The organism is Pseudomonas kielensis (assembly GCF_030505375.1).
In the GTDB taxonomy this organism is placed as follows: domain Bacteria; phylum Pseudomonadota; class Gammaproteobacteria; order Pseudomonadales; family Pseudomonadaceae; genus Aquipseudomonas; species Aquipseudomonas kielensis.
The window spans coordinates 4,856,421-4,875,570 of the sequence record NZ_CP130043.1 but is presented as its reverse complement, the minus strand read 5'-3'; the positions used below and the strand labels follow the sequence as shown (position 1 = coordinate 4,875,570).

The window sequence follows — 19,150 nt, the reverse complement described above, 5'->3', positions numbered from 1 at the left end:
GTAATGGGCCTTGTCATGGGTAAAAATCGGCGGAAAATAATTGACAGGCCACTGGCCCAAAATATCGGCGTCTGACCCTTCGATGACGTACTTTCGACAAAATTTCTACATTCAGAGCTTCATGATTTGCCCCGCTCATTCGTCTTAATGACAGAGAGCACAAATCACATTTTCCTGATCAGGCTCTGAAAAGGAGTTTTCTGCATGTACAACTCGCCAATGCCAACGGATGGCAAACCCGCGCCGCAAGGCGTTTCACTGGGTCAGGAAGTCACTGTGTTCGGCAAACCGGTGGAGCGTCACAGTAACGAACGTATCCGCCAACTGCTCAAGAGCTTCGGTCTGCGCACCAGCCTGATACGCTTGAAAGTGATCGACGCACTGCTCAGTGCCGCGCAGAACGACCACCCGCTGGGCGTCCGTGGGGTGCACAACCACCTGCTGGAACTGGACATACCGCTGTCTTTTCTCAGCGTGCGCGAAGTCTTGAAGCGTCTGTGCAGCGAGGGGGTAATTGTGCTCAACCCGGACAAAAGCTACAGCCTGCATCCGCAGGCTGCCGCCGTGCTCCAGCGTCTCGACTGACGCGGGCCCACCTCGCTCAGGGCTTGACCTTGCGCCGCATCACACCGTTGATTACCACCACCGCCACGGCCACACCGATCGCGATGTACTGGAACAGCGTTTCGCTGATGATCCCGGCATTCTGCAGATACGACAGCCCAAGCATGATCGCCAGCACCACCAGGGAAATCAGAATCGAGTATTTCAAACGTTGCGACTGGGTCATTGCGGGTTCCTGAACCTGTGAATGTGTGAGTCCTGCGGCGCGCTGCCCCCTCCCTGTTCGGGGAGCCAGCAGCGCGCGGGCCACATGGTACACCCAAGATGTTTCGCCGGGCGCGCCACGCAACTGACAAATCGGTAATCCGCGCCTCAGTCTACTGACAGCGCGGGCCGTTTAAGGTCCTGCCAAACCTGAAGCTTCAGGATTGACGGGACTTTTTTATGCCTTCAACACCCTCACGACGTTCTTTGCTCAAAAGCCTGGCCGCCGGCACAGTCCTGGCAGGTGCAGGCCTGTGGCGCCCAAGCACCTGGGCCGTGACCGCTGACACCCCCTCCTCGACCCTGACCGGTAGCCGCTTCGACCTGTGGATCGGCGAATCGCCGGTCAACTTCAGTGGCCGCCCACGCACCGCCATGACCATCAACGGCGGCATTCCGGGCCCCTTGCTGCGCTGGCGCGAGGGCGACACGGTGACGTTGCGCGTGCACAACCGGCTCAAACAGGACACCTCCATCCACTGGCATGGGATTATCCTGCCCGCCAACATGGACGGCGTGCCCGGCCTGAGTTTCCACGGCATCGCCCCCGATGGCCTGTACGAATACCAATTCACCCTGAAGCAGAACGGCACCTACTGGTACCACAGCCATTCCGGCCTGCAGGAACAGGCCGGCGTCTATGGCCCGTTGGTGATCGACGCTCGCGAACCCGAACCGTTCGCCTACGACCGGGACTACGTGGTGATGCTCAGTGACTGGAGCGACCAGGCCCCGGAACACCTGACGCACACCCTGAAAAAGAAGTCCGACTACTACAACCGGCACCAGCGCACGGTCGCCGACTTCATTGCCGATGTCAGCCGCGACGGCTGGGCGGCCACCGTAGCGGACCGCACCCTGTGGGCCGAGATGAACATGAGCCCCACCGACCTGGCAGACGTCAGCGGTGAGACCTACCACTACCTGATGAACGGCCAGACGCCACACACCAACTGGACCGCCCTGTTCCAGCCAGGGGAAAAGCTGCGCCTGCGGCTGATCAATGGCTCGGCCATGAGCTACTTCGACTTTCGCATTCCCGGCTTGCAGCTGACCGTGGTCGCTGCCGACGGCCAGTACGTGCAGCCGGTCACCGTCGACGAGTTGCGCATCGCCGTCACCGAGACCTACGACGTCATCGTTCAGCCCACCAGCGCCCGCGCCTACACCCTGTTCGCCCAGTCGATGGACCGCAGTGGCTATGCCCGCGGCACGCTCGCCACGAGCCTGGGGCTCAGCGCCGAGGTCCCAAAGCCTGACCCGCGCCCGTTGATCGGCATGGCCGACATGGGCATGGACCACGGCAGCATGGCGGGCATGGGCCATAGCCAGATGGCCGGCATGGATCACAGCAACATGCCCGGCATGAGCGCCCCACGGCAAAGCCATCCGGCGTCGGAAACCGACAATCCGCTGGTGGACATGCAGACCCAGCGTCCCAGCGCCAGGCTCGCCGACCCGGGCATTGGCCTGCGCGATAACGGCCGCCGGGTGTTGACCTACGCCGACCTTCGGAGCCGCTTCGCCGACCCCGACGGGCGCGAACCCTCGCGCACCCTCGAACTGCACCTGACCGGGCACATGGAACGCTTCGCGTGGTCATTCGACGGCATCAAGTTCAGCGACGCCCAACCCCTGCGCCTGACCTACGGCGAGCGCCTGCGCATCACCCTGGTCAACGACACGATGATGACCCACCCGATTCACCTGCACGGCCTGTGGAGTGATCTGGAGGACGAGCACGGGCGCTTTCAGGTGCGCAAGCACACCATCGACATGCCACCCGGCACCCGCCGCAGTTATCGGGTCACCGCCGACGCCCTGGGTCGCTGGGCCTTTCACTGCCACCTGCTGCTGCACATGGAAATGGGCATGTTCCGTGAAGTGCGCGTCGATGAACCGGGGAGCCCGACATGAACATTCGCCTGCTGCTGGCCGCACTTGGCGGTTTTTACCTGAGCCCGACCCAGTCGGCCGAAAGCATCGACCATTCGGCCATGGGCCACGGCACGATGCCGGCCATGGACCACAGCCAGATGCCTGCGCTGCAGAGCCGCACGCCAATCCCCGTGCCGAGCGACGCGGACCGCCGGGCAGCGTTCCCGGCAGTCAAGGGGCATGGGGTACACGACAAAGCGCTCAATGGCTTCTGGCTGATCGACCAACTGGAGTACCAGGATGCCACCGACGGCAGCGCCCTGGCCTGGGACATGAGTGGCTGGGTCGGCGGCGATATCGACCGTCTGTGGCTGCGCACCGAAGGTGAACGCACCAATGGCCACACCGAAAAAGCCGAAGTACAGGCATTGTGGGGGCATGCCATCGGTCCCTGGTGGGACCTGGTCGCCGGCCTGCGCCAGGACTTCGAGCCAGGCTCGCCGCAAACCTGGGCCGCATTCGGGGTGCAGGGCATGGCCCTGTATAACTTTGAAACACAAGCCACGTTCTTCGTCGGTGAAAAGGGGCAAAATGCCCTCCGCCTGGAAGGCGAGTACGACATTCTGCTGAGCAACCGGCTGATCCTGCAACCCAGCGCCGAGCTGAACCTGTACAGCCGCAACGACCCCGAACGGCGGATCGGCGCGGGGTTGGCCAACACCGAAGCCGGTCTGCGCCTGCGTTATGAAATCGTTCCCGAGTTCGCCCCGTACATTGGCGTGACCTGGAGCAGCACCTACGGCAACACCGCCGACTACACTGGCGAGGATGACGAACAGCGCAGCCAGACGCGCTTCGTCGCCGGCGTGCGGCTCTGGTTCTGAGCCCATCAACGCAACGATCGACAAAGAGACTTCCCATGCACACCACAGCACTTCGCCTGGCCGCCCTGGGCGCCCTGTTCATCAGCACCCAGGCCCTGGCAGCCGAACTGATCCCGATCGACGTCCACCGCGACGCCAACTGCGGTTGCTGCAAAGCCTGGATCAGCCACCTGCAGGACAACGGCTTCAAAGTCACCGACCACGTCGAAACCAACATGAGCGAGGTCAAGCAGCGCCTGGGTGTGGCACCGCGCCTGGCGTCCTGCCATACCGCGCTGATCAACGGCAAATTTGTCGAAGGCCACGTCCCGGCCGAACAGGTGCTGGCCCTGGCCAAGCGTGACGACTTGTTGGGCATGGCCGTACCGGGCATGGTCACCGGCTCGCCGGGCATGGAAATGGGCGATACCGTCGACCCGTACCAGGTAATCGGCGTGTCTAAAGATGGCAGTCAAACAGTGATCGCCGACTACCCGGCCAAGTAGTGCTGCTGGCGTACCTCGGGCTGTTTGCGGCGGCATTCGGCGCCGCCACCCTATTGCCCCTGCAGTCCGAGGCGGTGTTGGTGGGCCTGTTGCTCAACGGCCAGCACTGGCTGTGGCTGCTGCTGGCCGTCGCGACCCTGGGCAACGTCCTCGGGTCGCTGGTCAACTGGTGGCTGGGGCGCGGCGTCGAACGTTTCAAGGACCGCCGCTGGTTCCCGGTCAGCCCGGCCAACCTGGAAAGGGCCCGCCGGCATTATCAGCGCTATGGCCACTGGTCGCTGCTGCTGAGCTGGTTGCCGGTGATCGGCGATCCATTGACCCTGGTGGCCGGCGTCATGCGCGAGCCACTGGGGCGTTTCCTGTTGATCGTGACCCTGGCCAAAGGCGCCCGGTACGCTGTGCTCGCCCTGGCCACGCTTGGCTGGCAGGGCTGACCTTTTCCCCCGGACACAACCAACCCTGTGGGAGCCGGCCTGCCGGCGATGGCCTTCAACGATGACACGTGCATCACAGGCCAACACCCTCCCTGTCGCGCACTTATTTGGTGCGCATACCTGCCTCCCCTCGCGCCACAGACCTACACCTCCTGCCTCTTTTTGTTCGCCCATTGCTGAAAACCTGCCCTTCGTCGGTGCAATTGTCACAATTTTTCGGTTGTCTTCTCCTGATCCAAACCGATTGTCGAACAATCCGAAAACCGGCCTACCCCGCTCTAGGTTCTGGCCTAGACTGGGTTTCGCAGGGTCAGACCGTCGGGTCATAAAACGGCGAAAAACTCGAAACTTTCCGCTATAGCGACAGGTCAGGTGATTAGAGGGGTCACGGCCGCTGGTGCAATCCTTGCAATGTTCACAACAGCCTTGGAGCTCCAACGCATCGGGTCGCGCTTGCGCCACGACGCGTGGCGCGCTTGCGCCTGGCCACAGGAACCGGCCGCTTGATGTACGGGTGAGATGCCTGAAACAGATCAATAAAACGGGAGAAACACATGAACAGTGCCGCTTTAGAAATCCAGGGAGAGCGTACTCAGCAGGCCATCGGCGAGTCGACGTCGATGTCGATCCTGGCCCCCGGTGCAAAGACGGTACTGCCCACTCCACGTCAGAATCCGAACAAAAAGAAAGTCCTGTTCGTGACGTCGGAAATCGCCGACCTGGTCAAGACCGGCGGCCTGGGTGACGTCTCTGCTGCACTGCCTCGGGCCATGGCCCACCTGCACGACGTCCGCGTGCTGATTCCCGGTTACCCGCAAGTGATGCACAGCGACAACCCGATCCACATCATTGGCGAACTGGGCGGTCATGCCGCGCTGCCGCCGTGCAAGATCGGACGCATGGACATGCCCGACGGGTTGGTGATCTACGTCTTGATCTGCCCCGAACTGTACGAGCGCGAAGGGTCGCCCTACGGCGCCAATAACGGTCGAGACTGGCCCGACAACCATATCCGCTTTGCCCGCCTGGGCCTGGCCGCCGCCGACATCGCCGCCAACCTGGCGCAAATCCACTGGTGCCCGGATCTGGTGCACGCCCATGACTGGCCCGCGGGCCTGGCCCCGGCCTACATGCACTGGCGTGGGCAGCGCACCCCAACCCTGTTCACCATCCACAACCTGGCCTACCAGGGGGTGGTCAGCCTGGCCTCGTGCCCGGAGCTGGGCATTCCCGAACACGCCCTGCAGCAAGAAGGCATGGAGTTCTACGGCAAACTGTCCTTTCTCAAGGCCGGCATGGCCTACTCCAGCCACATCACCACGGTCAGCGCGACCTACGCCCAGGAAATCACCACCCCGGCCTTCGGCTGCGGCCTCGACGGTTTCCTGGCCAGCAAGACCCAACAGGGCCTGCTCAGTGGCATCCCCAACGGCATCGATGAAAGCTGGGACGCGGCCACCGACCCGCACCTGGCCTGCCCCTTCACCATCGGCGACTGGGACGGCAAGGCCGCCAATGCCGCCCAGGTGCGCGAACTGTTCGGCCTGCAGGACAGCGAGGGCCCGCTGTTTGCCGTGGTCTCGCGCCTGGTCTACCAGAAAGGCCTGGACCTGACCGAAGGGGTGGCCGAGTACATCGTCAAATCCGGCGGGCAGATCGCAATCATCGGCCGCGGCGAACCGGAGGAAGAACAAGCCATGCGCAACCTGGCCCTGCGCTTCCCCGGGCAGATCGGCGTGCGCATCGGCTTCAATGAAACCGACGCGCGGCGCATGTTCGCCGGCAGTGACTTCCTGCTGATGCCCTCGCGCTACGAGCCCTGCGGCCTGAGCCAGATGTACGCCCAGCGGTTTGGCTCCCTGCCGGTGGCACGTAATACCGGCGGGCTGGCCGACACCATCGAAAATGGCGTCACCGGCTTTCTGTTCGACGAGTCCACTGTGGCCAGCTACGAAGAGGCACTGAGCCGGGCCTTCAAGGTCTTTGCCTTCCCTGCCCTGCTCAATGCCATGCGCTGCCGGGCCATGGCGGCACCGTTCAACTGGTGCAAGGCCGTCGAACCCTACGCTGAACTCTACGAACAACTGGTGGCCAAGGCGCTGGGGAAATCGGTCAAGTTATAAGAGGGAACTGTGCATGCCGTTACGGACTATGGAAACCTGGCCCCACGGCGCTGTCATGCTGGATGCGCAACACACTCGGTTTGCGCTGTGGGCACCCGATGCATTTTATGTGAGTGTCGAGTTGGACGAGGGGCCGTCGCTGCCCATGCTGCCCCAGGCCGACGGCTGGTTTGTCCTCAAGACCCGCTGTCCGGCCGGAACCCGCTATCGCTTCAACATCGATGGCGAACACGACGTCCCCGACCCCGCCTCGCGTGCCCAGGTGGCGGGACCTGAGTCGGCCAGCGTGGTGGTCGACCCGCTCGCCTACCGCTGGCAACACCTCTCCTGGCAGGGCCGGCCCTGGCACGAAGCGGTGATCTACGAGTTGCACGTCGGCCTGCTCGGCGGGTTCGCGCAGGTCCAGCACCAGTTGCCGCGCCTGGTAGAGCTGGGCGTCACGGCCATTGAACTGATGCCCCTGGCGCAGTTTCCCGGCGAGCGCAACTGGGGGTATGACGGCGTGCTGCCCTATGCCCCGCAATCGTCCTACGGTTCGCCCGAAGCCCTCAAACAACTGATCGACTGCGCCCACGGCCTGGGCCTGGCGGTGATCATCGACGTGGTCTACAACCATTTCGGGCCGGACGGCAATTACCTGCACCACTACGCCAAGCGCTTCTTTCGCGAAGACCGGCACACGCCCTGGGGTGCCGCCATCGACTTCCGGCGCCGCGAGGTGCGCGACTTTTTCATCGACAACGCCCTGATGTGGTTGCTCGAGTACCGCTTCGACGGCCTGCGCCTGGACGCCGTGCACGCCATCGACGACCCGGACTTTCTCCAGGAGCTGGCAAAGCGGGTCCACCAACAGGTCGATCCGGCGCGACATGTGTGGCTCACCGTGGAAAACGAGCACAACCAGGCCAGCCTGCTGGAGCAGCGGTTCGACGCCCAATGGAACGACGACGGGCACAACGCCCTGCACGTCCTGTTGACCGGGGAAACAGATGCCTACTACGCCGACTTCGCCCACAACCCCACCGAGCAACTGGCCCGCTGCCTGAGCCAGGGGTTTGTCTACCAGGGCCACACCAACCGCCATGGCGAGACCCGCGGTGAGCCCAGCGGCCACCTGCCCCCCAGCGCGTTTGTGCTGTTCCTGCAGAACCATGACCAGATCGGCAATCGCGCCTTTGGCGAACGCCTGCACCAGTTGTGCCCGCCCCAGGCCCTGCACGCCGCCACGGTGCTGTTGCTACTGTCGCCCATGATTCCCCTGCTGTTCATGGGCGACGAAGTGGCCGCCGATCAGCCCTTCCTGTTCTTCACCAGTCATCACGGCGACCTCGCACCGTTGGTACGCGAGGGCCGGCGCAATGAGTTCGCCTCCTTCAAAGCCTTTGCCGACCCCCATAGCCGCGAACGCATTCCCGACCCCAATGCGCCACAGACCTTCGAAGACTCGCGGCCCAACCTCACGCCCGGGGATTACGGCATTCGCCACAGCACCCAGGCGCTCTACCGGCAACTGCTGCTGATTCGCCACCGCGAAATCATCCCACGCCTGCCCGGCGCCCACGCGCTGGGTGTTTCGGTGCTCGGCGAGGGGGCGATCAGCGCGCGCTGGCAACTGGGGGACGGCAGCGTGCTGCACATTGAGTTGAACCTCAGCGCCAAGGCTGTTGCCCATATACCGCAAGCCCAGGCCCAACTGCTGTTCGCGTGCCCGCCACAGGCGAGCACTCGCTTACAGCGAGGCACCCTGGCTCCCTATTGCGCGCTGGTCAGCCTGACGGCAGCGGCATCCATGCTACCCCCCGCAGGAGAGCGCCAATGAGCGATGCGCAACTGGAAATTCTCGCCAGCCGGGCCGGCCTGGCCGTGGACTGGATCGACGCCAATGGGCGCGCACAAAAAGTGGCTCCGGCAGTTCTGCGCGCCGTCCTCAACGGTCTCGGCCACCCGGCCGGCAGTGCCCAGGAAATCGACGCCAGCCTGTTGCAGGTACAGCAGAGCCAGGCGCGCAGCCAGTTGCCACCGCTGTTGACCGTGGATGTCGGGGCCCGGCTTGACCTGGCGCGTTACTTCGAACCGCACAGCCCCTGCGAGATTCATCTGGAGGACGGCGCCATCCTCAACCTGAAACTCGACGACGAGGCGCAGTTGCCGGGGCTGATCCCGGTGGGTTACCAGGAAGTCAGCATCGCTGGCCGCTACTTCACCCTGGCCGTGGCGCCCCTGCACTGTCACAGCGTCGCCTCGGCCGTGGACAGCGACACCCCGCGAGCGTGGGGCCTGAGCGTGCAGTTGTACGCCTTGCGCCGCCCCGGCGACGGCGGTATTGGTGACACCCAGGCCCTCGAAGAGCTGGCCCGGGTTGCCGGTGAACGCGGCGCTGAAGCGCTGGCTATCAGCCCGATGCACGCGATGTTCAGCTGCGACACCCAGCGCTTCAGCCCCTACTCACCGTCCAGTCGGCTGTTCCTCAACAGCCTGTATGCCGCGCCCGGCGAGATCCTTGGCGAACGCGCCCTGCGCATGGCCATCGAGGCCACCGAGCTGGCCGACGAGCTCGCCCAGCTGGAAAGCCAGCCCCTGGTGGACTGGCCCGCGGCAGCCCAGGCCAAGCAGAAACTCTACCAGGCCCTGTACGAAGGCTTTGCCCGCGGTGATCATCCGTTGCACGCCGACTTCAGCAGCTTCCGCCACAGCGGTGGCGAAGCCCTGGAAAACCACTGCCGTTTCGAAGCCCTGCAAGAGGTCTGCGCCGCCCGTGGCGAAAGCCTGGACTGGCGCCATTGGCCCGAGCCCTGGCGCAACCCGCGCAGCCCGGAGCTGGCGGCCTTCGCCGAACAGCATGCCGGACGCATCGGCTTCTACGCGTTTTGCCAATGGCTGATCGCGCGCTGCCTGCAGCGTGCGCAAAACGTCGCCCGCAGCAGCGGCATGGGCATCGGCCTGATTGCCGACCTCGCGGTCGGGGCGGACGGCGGTGGCAGTCAAGCCTGGAGTCGCCAGGACGAACTGTTGGCCTCGCTCACCGTTGGCGCGCCACCGGACATTCTCAACCGCGCCGGCCAGGGCTGGGGGATCTCCGCGTTTTCACCCGAAGGCCTGGTACGCAATGGCTTTCGCGCCTTCATCGAAATGCTGCGGGCCAACTTTGCCCACGCCGGCGGCTTGCGTATCGACCATGTGATGGGCCTGCAACGACTGTGGGTCATCCCCCTCGGCGCGCCGCCCTGTGACGGTGCCTACTTGTATTACCCGGTGGACGACCTGCTGCGCCTGCTGACGCTGGAGTCGCACCGGCACCAGGCGATCGTCCTCGGCGAAGACCTCGGCACCGTGCCCGATGGCCTGCGGGAAAAACTCATCGCCCGCTCGATCCTCGGCATGCGCGTGCTGCTGTTCGAACAGGATCACAGCACGCGCTTCCGGCCGATTCTCGACTGGCCCGACAACGCCCTGGCCACCACCAGCACCCACGACCTGCCTACGCTCAACGGCTGGTGGCATGGCCGTGACATCGAATGGAACGCCCGTCTCGGGCTGGTGACCGGCGACGACGAAACCCACTGGCGCGCCCACCGCCAGCGCGAGCGTGACAGCCTGCGCAGCGCGCTGAGCCAGGACCCGCAGAACTTTCGTGAAGAGCAGCACGAGACTGACCAAGTGCTCGATGCCAGCGTGCGTTTTCTCGGGCATACCCGGGCGCCGCTGGTGTTGCTACCGCTGGAAGACGCCCTGGGCCTGGACGAACAGCCCAATCTGCCGGGCACCGTCGACACCCACCCCAACTGGCGGCGACGCTTGCCCGCCGACAGCAAGCAACTGCTGGACGATGCCGACGCCGCGCGGCGCCTGGAAATGCTCGCCTGCGCACGCCTGCAAGCCAGCGAGCGTGATCGATGAGTAGTCTGCGGGCCACCGTCAGGCTGCAGTTTCATCACGGTTTTACCCTGGATGACGCGGTGCCGCTGGTGTCCTATTTCGCCCGGCTCGGCATCAGCCACCTGTATGCCTCGCCGCTGCTCAAGGCCCGCAGCGGCTCGATGCACGGCTACGATGTGGTCGACCCTGGCCAGGTCAACCCGCAACTGGGGGGTGAAGCGGCGCTGCGGCGCCTGGTCAAGACCCTGCGGGCCCACGACATGGGCCTGATTCTCGACGTCGTGTCCAATCACATGGCCGTCGGTGGCGCCGACAATCCCTGGTGGCAGGACCTGCTGGAGTGGGGACGACTCAGCCCCTATGGCGAGTTCTTCGATATCCAGTGGCACTCGCCCGACCCGCTGCTCGAAGGCCAGTTGCTCCTGCCGTTCCTGGGCAGCGACTATGGCAGCGCCTTGCAGGACGGTAGCCTGGCGCTGCGCTTTGACTCGGCGCAGGGGCGGTTTTATGCCGAGCACTACGAACACCACTTCCCGATCTGTCCAATGGACTATGCAACGCTGCTGATGCCCGACGAGCGTCTGAGCGTCGAACACAGCGGCGCACTGAAAACCCTCGCCGAGGGTTTTACCCGCCTGCGTCACCAGACCACCGCCCATTCGCTGGCCGGCCCCTTGCAACAGGCCTTGGCGCAGTTGGCCAGGGAGCCCGCGCTGGCCAGCTGCATCGAACACAACCTGGCGCTGCATGACGCTCGCCAGCCCGATGGTTTCACCCGCCTGCACCACCTGCTGGAACGTCAGAGTTATCGCCTGGCCAGTTGGCGCACGGCGGCGGACGACATCAACTGGCGGCGCTTCTTCGACGTCAATGAACTGGGCGGCCTGCGGGTCGAGCGCCCGGCCGTGTTCGAAGCCACCCACGGCAAACTCTTCGAGTTGCTGGCCGACGGCCTGGTGGACGGCTTGCGCATCGACCACATCGACGGGCTCGCCGACCCACGGGGTTACTGCCGCAAACTGCGGCGCCGGGTCGACGCCCTGGTACCGTCACGGCACATCCCGATCTACGTGGAAAAGATTCTCGGCCCCGGGGAAACCCTGCGTCGCGACTGGGGGGTCGATGGCACCACCGGCTATGAGTTCATGAATCAACTGTCGTTGCTGCAGCACGACCCGCACGGCGCGTTAGCCCTGGGCGAGCTGTGGCAACGGCACAGCGAACGTCCACAGGCGTTCATCGAGGAAGCGCACCTGGCCCGCCAGCAGATACTCAACGGCTCGCTGGCCGGCGATTTTGAAAGCGTCGCCCAGGCCCTGTTGCAAGTGGCCCGCGATGACGTAATGACCCGCGACCTGACCCTCGGTGCCATTCGCCGGGCGCTGCAGGAACTGATCGTGCATTTCCCGGTGTACCGCACCTACATCAGCCCCCGCGGACGCTCCGCCGAGGACCAGGTGTTTTTCCAGCAGGCCATGGACGGTGCCCGCCAGACCCTGGGCGAAGCCGACTGGCCGGTGCTCGACAACATTGCCCTGTGGCTGGGCGGCCAGCCTTGGCGCGAGCGTCCGGTGGGGCGCCAACGCAAGCTGCTCAAGCACGCCTGCGTGCGGTTCCAGCAACTGACATCACCGGCGGCGGCCAAGGCCGTGGAGGACACCGCGCTCTATCGCTCGGGCGTGCTGCTGTCGCGCAACGATGTCGGGTTTGATACCGAGCAATTCAGTGCGCCCTTTTCCGATTTCCATGCCGCCTGCATCCAGCGTCTGGCAGCCTTCCCGAACAATCTGCTGACCAGCGCCACCCACGACCACAAGCGCGGTGAAGACAGCCGGGCGCGGTTGGCCGTACTCAGCGAACGCAGCGCCTGGTATGCGCAACAGGTCGACACCTGGCGCACCGAGGCCGCGGTTCTACGTGAAGACGCCCAGGCGCCGGCAGCCGGGGACGAACTGATTCTCTACCAGGCGCTGCTCGGCAGCTGGCCTCTGGGTTTGCGCTGCGACGACCTGCCGGCCCTGACCGATTACTGTGAGCGCCTGTGGCAGTGGCAACAAAAAGCCCTGCGCGAAGCCAAGCTGCACAGCAGTTGGAGTGCTGCCAACGACGCTTACGAACAAAGCGCCCGGCATTTTACCGAGCGCCTATTGCTCGCCCCCGAGGGGCTCGCGCTGCGCACCCGTATCGCCGACGCCGTAGCGGTGATTGCCAGCGGTGGCGGCCTGAATGGATTGGCGCAAACCTTGCTGCGCATGACAGTGCCGGGGGTCCCGGACCTGTACCAGGGCAATGAGTTCTGGGATTTCAGCCTCGTGGACCCGGACAACCGGCGGCCGGTGGATTTCCAGGCACGGATGCAGGCACTGGAGCACCAACCAGATCCGGCCCGGTTGCTCGACACCTGGCAGGACGGACACATCAAGCAAGCCTTGATCGCCCGCACCCTGGCAGTACGCGCCGAGCATGCCGAACTGTTTCGCGCCGGGCGTTACTTGCCCTTGCCGGTGTCAGGCAGCCAGGCCCCACGCGTGCTGGCGTTTGCCCGCGAGCACCAGGGCCAGTGGGCGATTGTGCTGGTGCCGGTCCGGGTCGCCGCGCTGCTGGAAAGCAGTGCCACACCGTTGGTTCCTGCCCTGCAGTGGGGCGATACCCGGGTCACTCTACCGTTCACCCCTCGCGGGGGAAAACTGAAGGGACTTTTTTCCACGGTGCAAGTCACACATCACACAGAGTTGCTGATCAGCGCCGCGCTGGGGGATTTCCCGGTCAATCTGTTTATCCAGACTTGAGTTCAACTCAGGAGCATTGCGATGAGTACCGATGAAAAACGCGTTCGTGAATTTGCCTATCAGATCTGGGAGTCCGAGGGTCAACCCCAAGGACAGGAAGCGCGCCACTGGGAGATGGCCCGCAAACTGGCGGAAGCCGAAGCCCTGGCACCGGCCAAGCCGGTAAAAACGCCAAAAGCCAAGGCCCCGCCCGCAACGAAAACCAAGGCCAAGGCCGGCGCCGCCCAGGTCGTCACCCCGCCAGGGGAAAAAAGCGTCGCCGCGAAAAAGCCCCGCGCCCCGCGCAAACCGGCCAGTTGACCCACGACAGCGGCTACGACAACCGCATCGACCACCTCAGGTCGATGCCGGTCATGCGCTACAGGAGTTTTTATGACCTCACCCGACAACACCGCAAAACCAGCCCATGGCGCAGAAACCTCGCGGATTCGTGAAGGGCTGCCCTTCCCGCTGGGCGCGACCTGGGATGGTCTGGGGGTCAACTTCGCGATCTTCTCGGCGAACGCGACCAAGGTCGAACTGTGCATCTTCGACGATGCCGGGAAAGTCGAACTCGAACGCATCGAACTGCCCGAGTACACCGACGAGATCTTTCACGGTTACCTGCCCGATGCCCATCCGGGGCTGATCTATGGCTATCGTGTGTATGGTCCTTACGACCCGCAGAACGGTCATCGTTTCAACCATCACAAACTGTTGATCGACCCCTACGCCAAGCAACTGGTCGGCGAGCTGAAATGGTCCGAAGCGCTGTTTGGCTACACCATCGGCCACCCGGACGCCGACCTCAGCTTCGACGAACGTGACAGTGCGCCATTCGTACCCAAGTGCAAGGTGATCGACCCGGCGCACACCTGGGGCCACGACCACCGAGTCAGTGTGCCCTGGGACAAAACGATCATTTATGAGACTCACGTACGCGGCATCAGCATGCGCCACCCGGCGGTTCCGGAGGCGGTGCGCGGCACCTTCGCCGGGCTGATGGTCGATGACCTGCTGGAGCACATCCGCAAGCTGGGAGTGTCGTCGGTGGAACTGCTGCCGATCCATGCCTTCGTCAACGACCAGCACCTGCTGCACAAAGGCATGACCAACTACTGGGGCTACAACAGCATCGCCTTTTTTGCTCCCGACCCACGCTACCTGGCCAGCGGCAAGATCGCCGAGTTCAAGGAGATGGTCGCGCACCTGCACGAAGCCAATCTGGAGGTGATTCTCGACGTGGTCTACAACCACACCGCCGAAGGCAACGAACAGGGACCGACCCTGTCCATGCGCGGCATCGACAACGCCTCCTACTACCGCCTGATGCCGGACGACAAGCGTTTCTACATCAACGACTCAGGCACCGGCAACACCCTCGACCTGAGCCACCCTTGCGTGCTGCAGATGGTCACCGACTCCCTGCGTTACTGGGCCACGGAGATGCACGTCGACGGTTTCCGCTTCGACCTGGCAACCATCCTCGGGCGTTACCACGATGGTTTCGACGAGCGCCACAGCTTCCTCGTGGCCTGCCGCCAGGACCCGGTGCTGCGCCAGGTCAAGCTGATCGCCGAACCCTGGGACTGCGGCCCCGGGGGGTACCAGGTGGGTGGATTCCCGCCGGGATGGGTGGAATGGAACGATCGTTTTCGCGACACCGTGCGCGCGTTCTGGAAAGGTGACGACGGCCAGTTGGCCGACTTCGCCGGACGCCTGACCGCCTCCGGCGACATGTTCAACCAGCGCGGGCGCCGGCCCTACGCCTCGGTCAATTTCGTCACCGCCCACGACGGTTTCACCCTCAACGACCTGGTGTCCTACAACGACAAGCACAACGAAGCCAACGACGAAGACAACCAGGACGGCAGCAACAACAACCTGTCCTGGAACCATGGCGTCGAAGGCCCGAGCGACGATCCCGAGATCAACGAACTGCGCCAACGGCAGATGCGCAATTTCTTCGCCACCCTGCTGCTGGCCCAGGGCACACCGATGCTGGTGGCCGGTGACGAATTCGCCCGCACCCAACACGGTAACAACAACGCCTACTGCCAGGACAGCGAGATCGGCTGGGTCAACTGGGACCTGAGTGACGACGGCAAGGCCTTGCTCAAGTTCGTCAAACGCCTGATCAAACTGCGCCTGACCTACCCGATCCTGCGTCGCGGGCGTTTCCTGGTGGGCAGCTACAACGAAGACATCGGGGTCAAGGACGTGACCTGGCTGGCCCCGGATGGCAGCGAGATGACCACCGAACAGTGGGAAGACAGCCATGGCCGCTGCCTCGGGATGCTGCTCGACGGCCGCGCCCAGGAAACCGGCATCCGCCGCAAGGGCGCCGATGCGACCTTGCTGCTGGTGGTCAACGCCCACCACGACATCGTCAATTTCAGCCTGCCCGCGGTTCCGGACGGTGGCTTCTGGACCTGCATGATCGACACCAACCAGCCCTCGATCCGCGGCCAGGAGCGCTTCGAGTTCGAGCACTCATACTCAGTCACCGGCCGCTCGCTGCTGCTGTTCGAATTGCAGCACCACGACGAAGACTGAGGAGTTCCCCCAGGTGCACCACAAAAAAAACCTGGGGGACCACGCCGCGCACGCGACGAACCCTGAACCATGGGCAATACTCTGCCCGCTGCCCTTGAGGAACTGCCCCCAGGGTGTTCCGGGCGCATGGACGGAGCAAGGCACTCAGCCTGTCGGTCAGGCATCGGGAGACGACCGACAGCTCACGCTTACAAGGACGTGTCAACATGAAAAGCACCTCGCTTCTGGACAGCAACCTGCCCGCGCAGATCTGGAATGGCGCCCGCCAATTGGACAACCTGCCGGTCATCAACACTCAGTCGCTCATCGCACCCGGCGCCCGCGCCGTGGTGATCGCCCCCCACCCCGGCGATGAAGTGGTGACCTGCGGCGGCCTGCTGCAATTGTTCGCCAACCTGGGGCATCCCCTGCAACTGATATCCGTCACCGACGGCAGCGCCAGCTACCCGGGTTCGCAACTGTGGCCGGAGAAACGCCTGAGCGTGTTTCGCCCCCAGGAAAGTGTCGAGGCCCTGCGCAGGCTGGGGCTGCCCATGCACAGCCTGAAGTGGATTCGTGGCGGTTTCACCGACGCCGCACTGGCCGAGCGCGAGACCCAGTTGGCGCACTTCATTGCCCGCTACCTGCGCCCCGAAGATGTGCTGTTCAGCACATGGCGCGAAGACGGCGTCGTCGACCATGACACCGTCGGTCGCGCCAGTGCCAAGGCCGCCCAGATGGTCGGTGCCCGTCTGTGCGAACTGCCTTTCTGGGCCTGGCATTGGCCGGTGCGCGACCAAGGGCAGATCCCCTGGCATCGCGCGCGCAAGGTGCGCCTGGACAGCTGGACGACCGCTCGCAAGCGCCATGCCATCCACGCCTATGCCAGCCAACTGGATGGCGATCCGGAAATGGGCATCGCGCCGCTGTTGCCCAAGGTGGTCCTGGAACGCTTGCGCCAACCCTATGAGATTGTCTTTGTGTAAGGCCATTGCCCACAGATGTCGATGATCGGCGGCGATACTCTGAACTGCTGGCCGCCACATCAGTCGCATGGATATCCCGCCGCGACTTTCCAGGAGTGCACGTGAACCCCGACCCAGAACGTCAACCCGGCCCCGTCCCGCCGCAGGACACCCTCCCGGCCGTGCATCGGCTCCGGGTGCTGACCGTCAACACCCACAAAGGTTTTACCGCCCTCAACCGGCGTTTCATCCTGCCCGAGTTGCGCGAGGCCGTGCGTAGTACCTCCGCCGACCTGGTGTTTCTCCAGGAGGTATTGGGTGAGCATGATCGCCACGCCTCGCGCCACAGCAACTGGCCGTCGATGTCGCAGTATGAGTTCCTCGCCGACAGCATGTGGAGCGACTTCGCCTACGGACGCAATGCGGTCTACCCCGACGGCCACCACGGCAACGCCCTGCTGTCCAAGTACCCGATCCGCCATCACCGCAACCTGGACGTGTCGATCACCGGGCCCGAACGCCGTGGTTTGCTGCACTGTGTGCTGGATGTACCGGGCCACGCCGAGGTCCACGCCATCTGCGTACACCTGAGCCTGCTGGAAAGCCATCGCCAACTGCAACTGGCGCTGCTCTGCCAGTTGATCGAGTCACTGCCCGCAGACGCTCCGGTGATCATCGCCGGCGATTTCAATGACTGGCAGTTGCAGGGCAACGTCACCCTTGCTCAGCGCGATGACTTGCATGAGGCCTTCGAACGCCACCACGGGCGGCCGGCCAAGACCTATCCGGCACGTTTCCCGCTGCTGCGCCTGGACCGCGTGTACCTGCGCAACGCCAGCAGCCACGCCCCCAGAATCCTCGGCAATAAACCCTGGAGCCATCTTTCCGACCACTTGCCGCTGGCGGTCGAGGTACATCTCTGATTCGTGCCAAAAGGGTAATGCAGAGCCGTTTCCGGATGATTTTCCGGTGAAACAACAGCTTAGAGAGTCGTCAATTTTCAGGCATTTACGTGACCTAAATTAGCCATACCGCTCATCGTTCAATTTCTTGACGCAGGGCTCCGGGTCTTCTTAGCTAACCCTTACTACCCCCGGAAGTAACTCCTGGGGCAGGCCGAAAGCTCCCGTTCCTGCGGGCCGCCGGGGCTTGCCCCAACGAAATCGGTCGCCCCTCATTCGGGGTAGGAGAGACGCCAAGACCAGACATGGCATGCGTATGCAGCAAGGTAGACCTCCATGAACACCTCCCTTATCCAACACGAGATATCCGTCACCCTATACACCCTGTCGACTTCGCTGCTGCTGTGTACATCCATGGAGGTTGTGGCATCGTCTGCCGAAGACGAGGCGATTCCCTGGTATCGCCAGGACGTACCGACCTTCGCCTTCCCTGCCCCCCCTATCACTGCGTCCGGCCAGTTCATGCGCCAGCCCGGACTCGACAACCAGTTACTGACCATCCAACAGGCCGCCCCTTCGGCCTGGCAACAGGTCTACGGACACGCCGCCACCCAGGCCGAGCAGGATGTCCTCAACTCACAGTTCTCCACCGTAGGTGCGGCGCTGGCCAAGGGCCCGGCCCTGTTGACCGTGCACGGCAATGGCGGCAGTACCCAACGAGTGGGCCTGTTGGGTGGTAGCAACCAGATCCAGGGCAACAGCAACGGTACGCTGGTTGGTCCGGCCCTGGCCAACCCCGGCACCGACAGCCTGAACGTCCAGGGCGACAGTCTCGGTGCGTACTGGAGCTTGACCGGGGCCAACGGCTGGCACGTCGACCTGAGCGCCAGTGGCGGCCGGGTCAGCGGCTTCAGCCGTAACGCCCAGGGCGAGCGCCAAGCCACAGAAGGCAGCGCGGTGACGCTGTCGGTGGAAGGGGGGTTCCCCATCGGGATCAGCAAGAACTGGGTGATCGAACCCCAGGCGCAGTTGATCAACCAGCGCATCTCCCTGGACACCCCCTACGCCAACGGCAACGCCCAGGCCAATGAACTGAGCAGCTGGAGTGGCCGGGTCGGGGCGCGCTTGAAAGGGAGCTACGACATCAACGGCCTGCCGGTCGAACCCTACGTCCGCACCAACCTGTGGCACCGGATCAACACCAGCGACACCGTGACCCTGGACCAGGTCGACAAGATCAGCAGCAGCCGCTACTCCTCCACCGTCGAACTGGGCTTGGGCCTGGTCGCCAAAGTCAGCCCCAGCGTCAGCCTTTACGTCAGTGCCGACTACAGCAGCGACGTCGACGACAACGACCTCAACGGTCTGATCGGCAGCCTCGGCGTGCGGATGCGCTGGTGAGCTTATGTTGGAGGAACAAGGCTTGCCCGCGATAGCGGTGCGTCAGGCACCATTGATGTTGAATGGACTGG

At 63.9% G+C, this 19,150-nt stretch carries 15 protein-coding genes; 14 read left to right on the top strand and 1 reads right to left on the bottom strand.

The window, feature by feature from the left end; all coding sequences use genetic code 11:
- Positions 1-204 precede the first annotated feature (204 nt).
- Positions 205-585: a fe2+ zn2+ uptake regulation protein gene (locus Q1W70_RS22700; protein WP_166591667.1), complete on the top strand. Its 381-nt coding sequence runs from the start codon at positions 205-207 to the stop codon at positions 583-585.
- Between the two features lie 16 nt (positions 586-601).
- Here the strand turns inward: Q1W70_RS22700 and Q1W70_RS22695 are convergent, their stop codons facing one another.
- Entirely contained in the window at positions 602-790 is a 189-nt protein-coding gene (locus tag Q1W70_RS22695) for a hypothetical protein (RefSeq protein WP_166591668.1), read from the bottom strand.
- Between the two features lie 218 nt (positions 791-1,008).
- Between Q1W70_RS22695 and Q1W70_RS22690 the strand changes: the two genes are divergently transcribed.
- The 13 genes from Q1W70_RS22690 (at position 1,009) to Q1W70_RS22630 (ending at position 19,079) form a co-directional block, all read left to right on the top strand.
- Positions 1,009-2,745 carry a copper resistance system multicopper oxidase gene (locus Q1W70_RS22690; protein ID WP_302097992.1) on the top strand — a complete coding sequence of 579 codons (1,737 nt, stop codon included), beginning with the start codon at positions 1,009-1,011 and terminating at the stop codon, positions 2,743-2,745.
- Positions 2,742-3,590 (top strand): copper resistance protein B, encoded by an 849-nt coding sequence (locus tag Q1W70_RS22685; protein ID WP_166591670.1) that lies wholly within the window; start codon positions 2,742-2,744, stop codon positions 3,588-3,590. The genes Q1W70_RS22690 and Q1W70_RS22685 overlap by 4 nt, the downstream gene beginning before the upstream one ends.
- Before the next feature lie 35 nt (positions 3,591-3,625).
- Positions 3,626-4,075, top strand: a complete 450-nt coding sequence (locus Q1W70_RS22680; protein ID WP_166591671.1) for a DUF411 domain-containing protein — start codon at positions 3,626-3,628, stop codon at positions 4,073-4,075.
- Positions 4,075-4,509: a YqaA family protein gene (locus Q1W70_RS22675; RefSeq protein WP_166591672.1), complete on the top strand. Its 435-nt coding sequence runs from the start codon at positions 4,075-4,077 to the stop codon at positions 4,507-4,509. The genes Q1W70_RS22680 and Q1W70_RS22675 overlap by 1 nt, the downstream gene beginning before the upstream one ends.
- A gap of 554 nt (positions 4,510-5,063) precedes the next feature.
- On the top strand, positions 5,064-6,632 hold the full coding sequence (gene glgA / locus Q1W70_RS22670; protein WP_182340465.1) for a glycogen synthase GlgA: 1,569 nt from the start codon (positions 5,064-5,066) through the stop codon (positions 6,630-6,632).
- Between the two features lie 13 nt (positions 6,633-6,645).
- The gene (gene treZ, locus Q1W70_RS22665; RefSeq protein ID WP_166591674.1) at positions 6,646-8,451 is read left to right on the top strand and encodes a malto-oligosyltrehalose trehalohydrolase; all 1,806 of its coding nucleotides are present in this window, start codon (positions 6,646-6,648) and stop codon (positions 8,449-8,451) included.
- A complete protein-coding gene (malQ, locus tag Q1W70_RS22660) occupies positions 8,448-10,529 on the top strand; it encodes a 4-alpha-glucanotransferase (protein WP_166591675.1) in 2,082 nt (693 codons plus the stop codon). The genes treZ and malQ overlap by 4 nt, the downstream gene beginning before the upstream one ends.
- Positions 10,526-13,297, top strand: coding sequence for a malto-oligosyltrehalose synthase (locus Q1W70_RS22655; protein WP_302097991.1), 2,772 nt, complete (start codon positions 10,526-10,528; stop codon positions 13,295-13,297). The genes malQ and Q1W70_RS22655 overlap by 4 nt, the downstream gene beginning before the upstream one ends.
- 21 nt (positions 13,298-13,318) lie before the next feature.
- The gene (locus Q1W70_RS22650) at positions 13,319-13,597 is read left to right on the top strand and encodes a DUF2934 domain-containing protein (RefSeq protein WP_166591677.1); all 279 of its coding nucleotides are present in this window, start codon (positions 13,319-13,321) and stop codon (positions 13,595-13,597) included.
- A gap of 72 nt (positions 13,598-13,669) precedes the next feature.
- A complete protein-coding gene (gene glgX, locus Q1W70_RS22645; protein WP_166591678.1) occupies positions 13,670-15,832 on the top strand; it encodes a glycogen debranching protein GlgX in 2,163 nt (720 codons plus the stop codon).
- A gap of 206 nt (positions 15,833-16,038) precedes the next feature.
- The gene (locus Q1W70_RS22640; RefSeq protein WP_166591679.1) at positions 16,039-16,797 is read left to right on the top strand and encodes a PIG-L deacetylase family protein; all 759 of its coding nucleotides are present in this window, start codon (positions 16,039-16,041) and stop codon (positions 16,795-16,797) included.
- A 101-nt stretch (positions 16,798-16,898) separates the two neighbouring features.
- On the top strand, positions 16,899-17,699 hold the full coding sequence (locus tag Q1W70_RS22635) for an endonuclease/exonuclease/phosphatase family protein (RefSeq protein WP_166591680.1): 801 nt from the start codon (positions 16,899-16,901) through the stop codon (positions 17,697-17,699).
- Between the two features lie 315 nt (positions 17,700-18,014).
- Positions 18,015-19,079, top strand: coding sequence for an autotransporter domain-containing protein (locus tag Q1W70_RS22630; protein ID WP_166591681.1), 1,065 nt, complete (start codon positions 18,015-18,017; stop codon positions 19,077-19,079).
- The last annotated feature ends 71 nt before the right edge of the window (positions 19,080-19,150 follow it).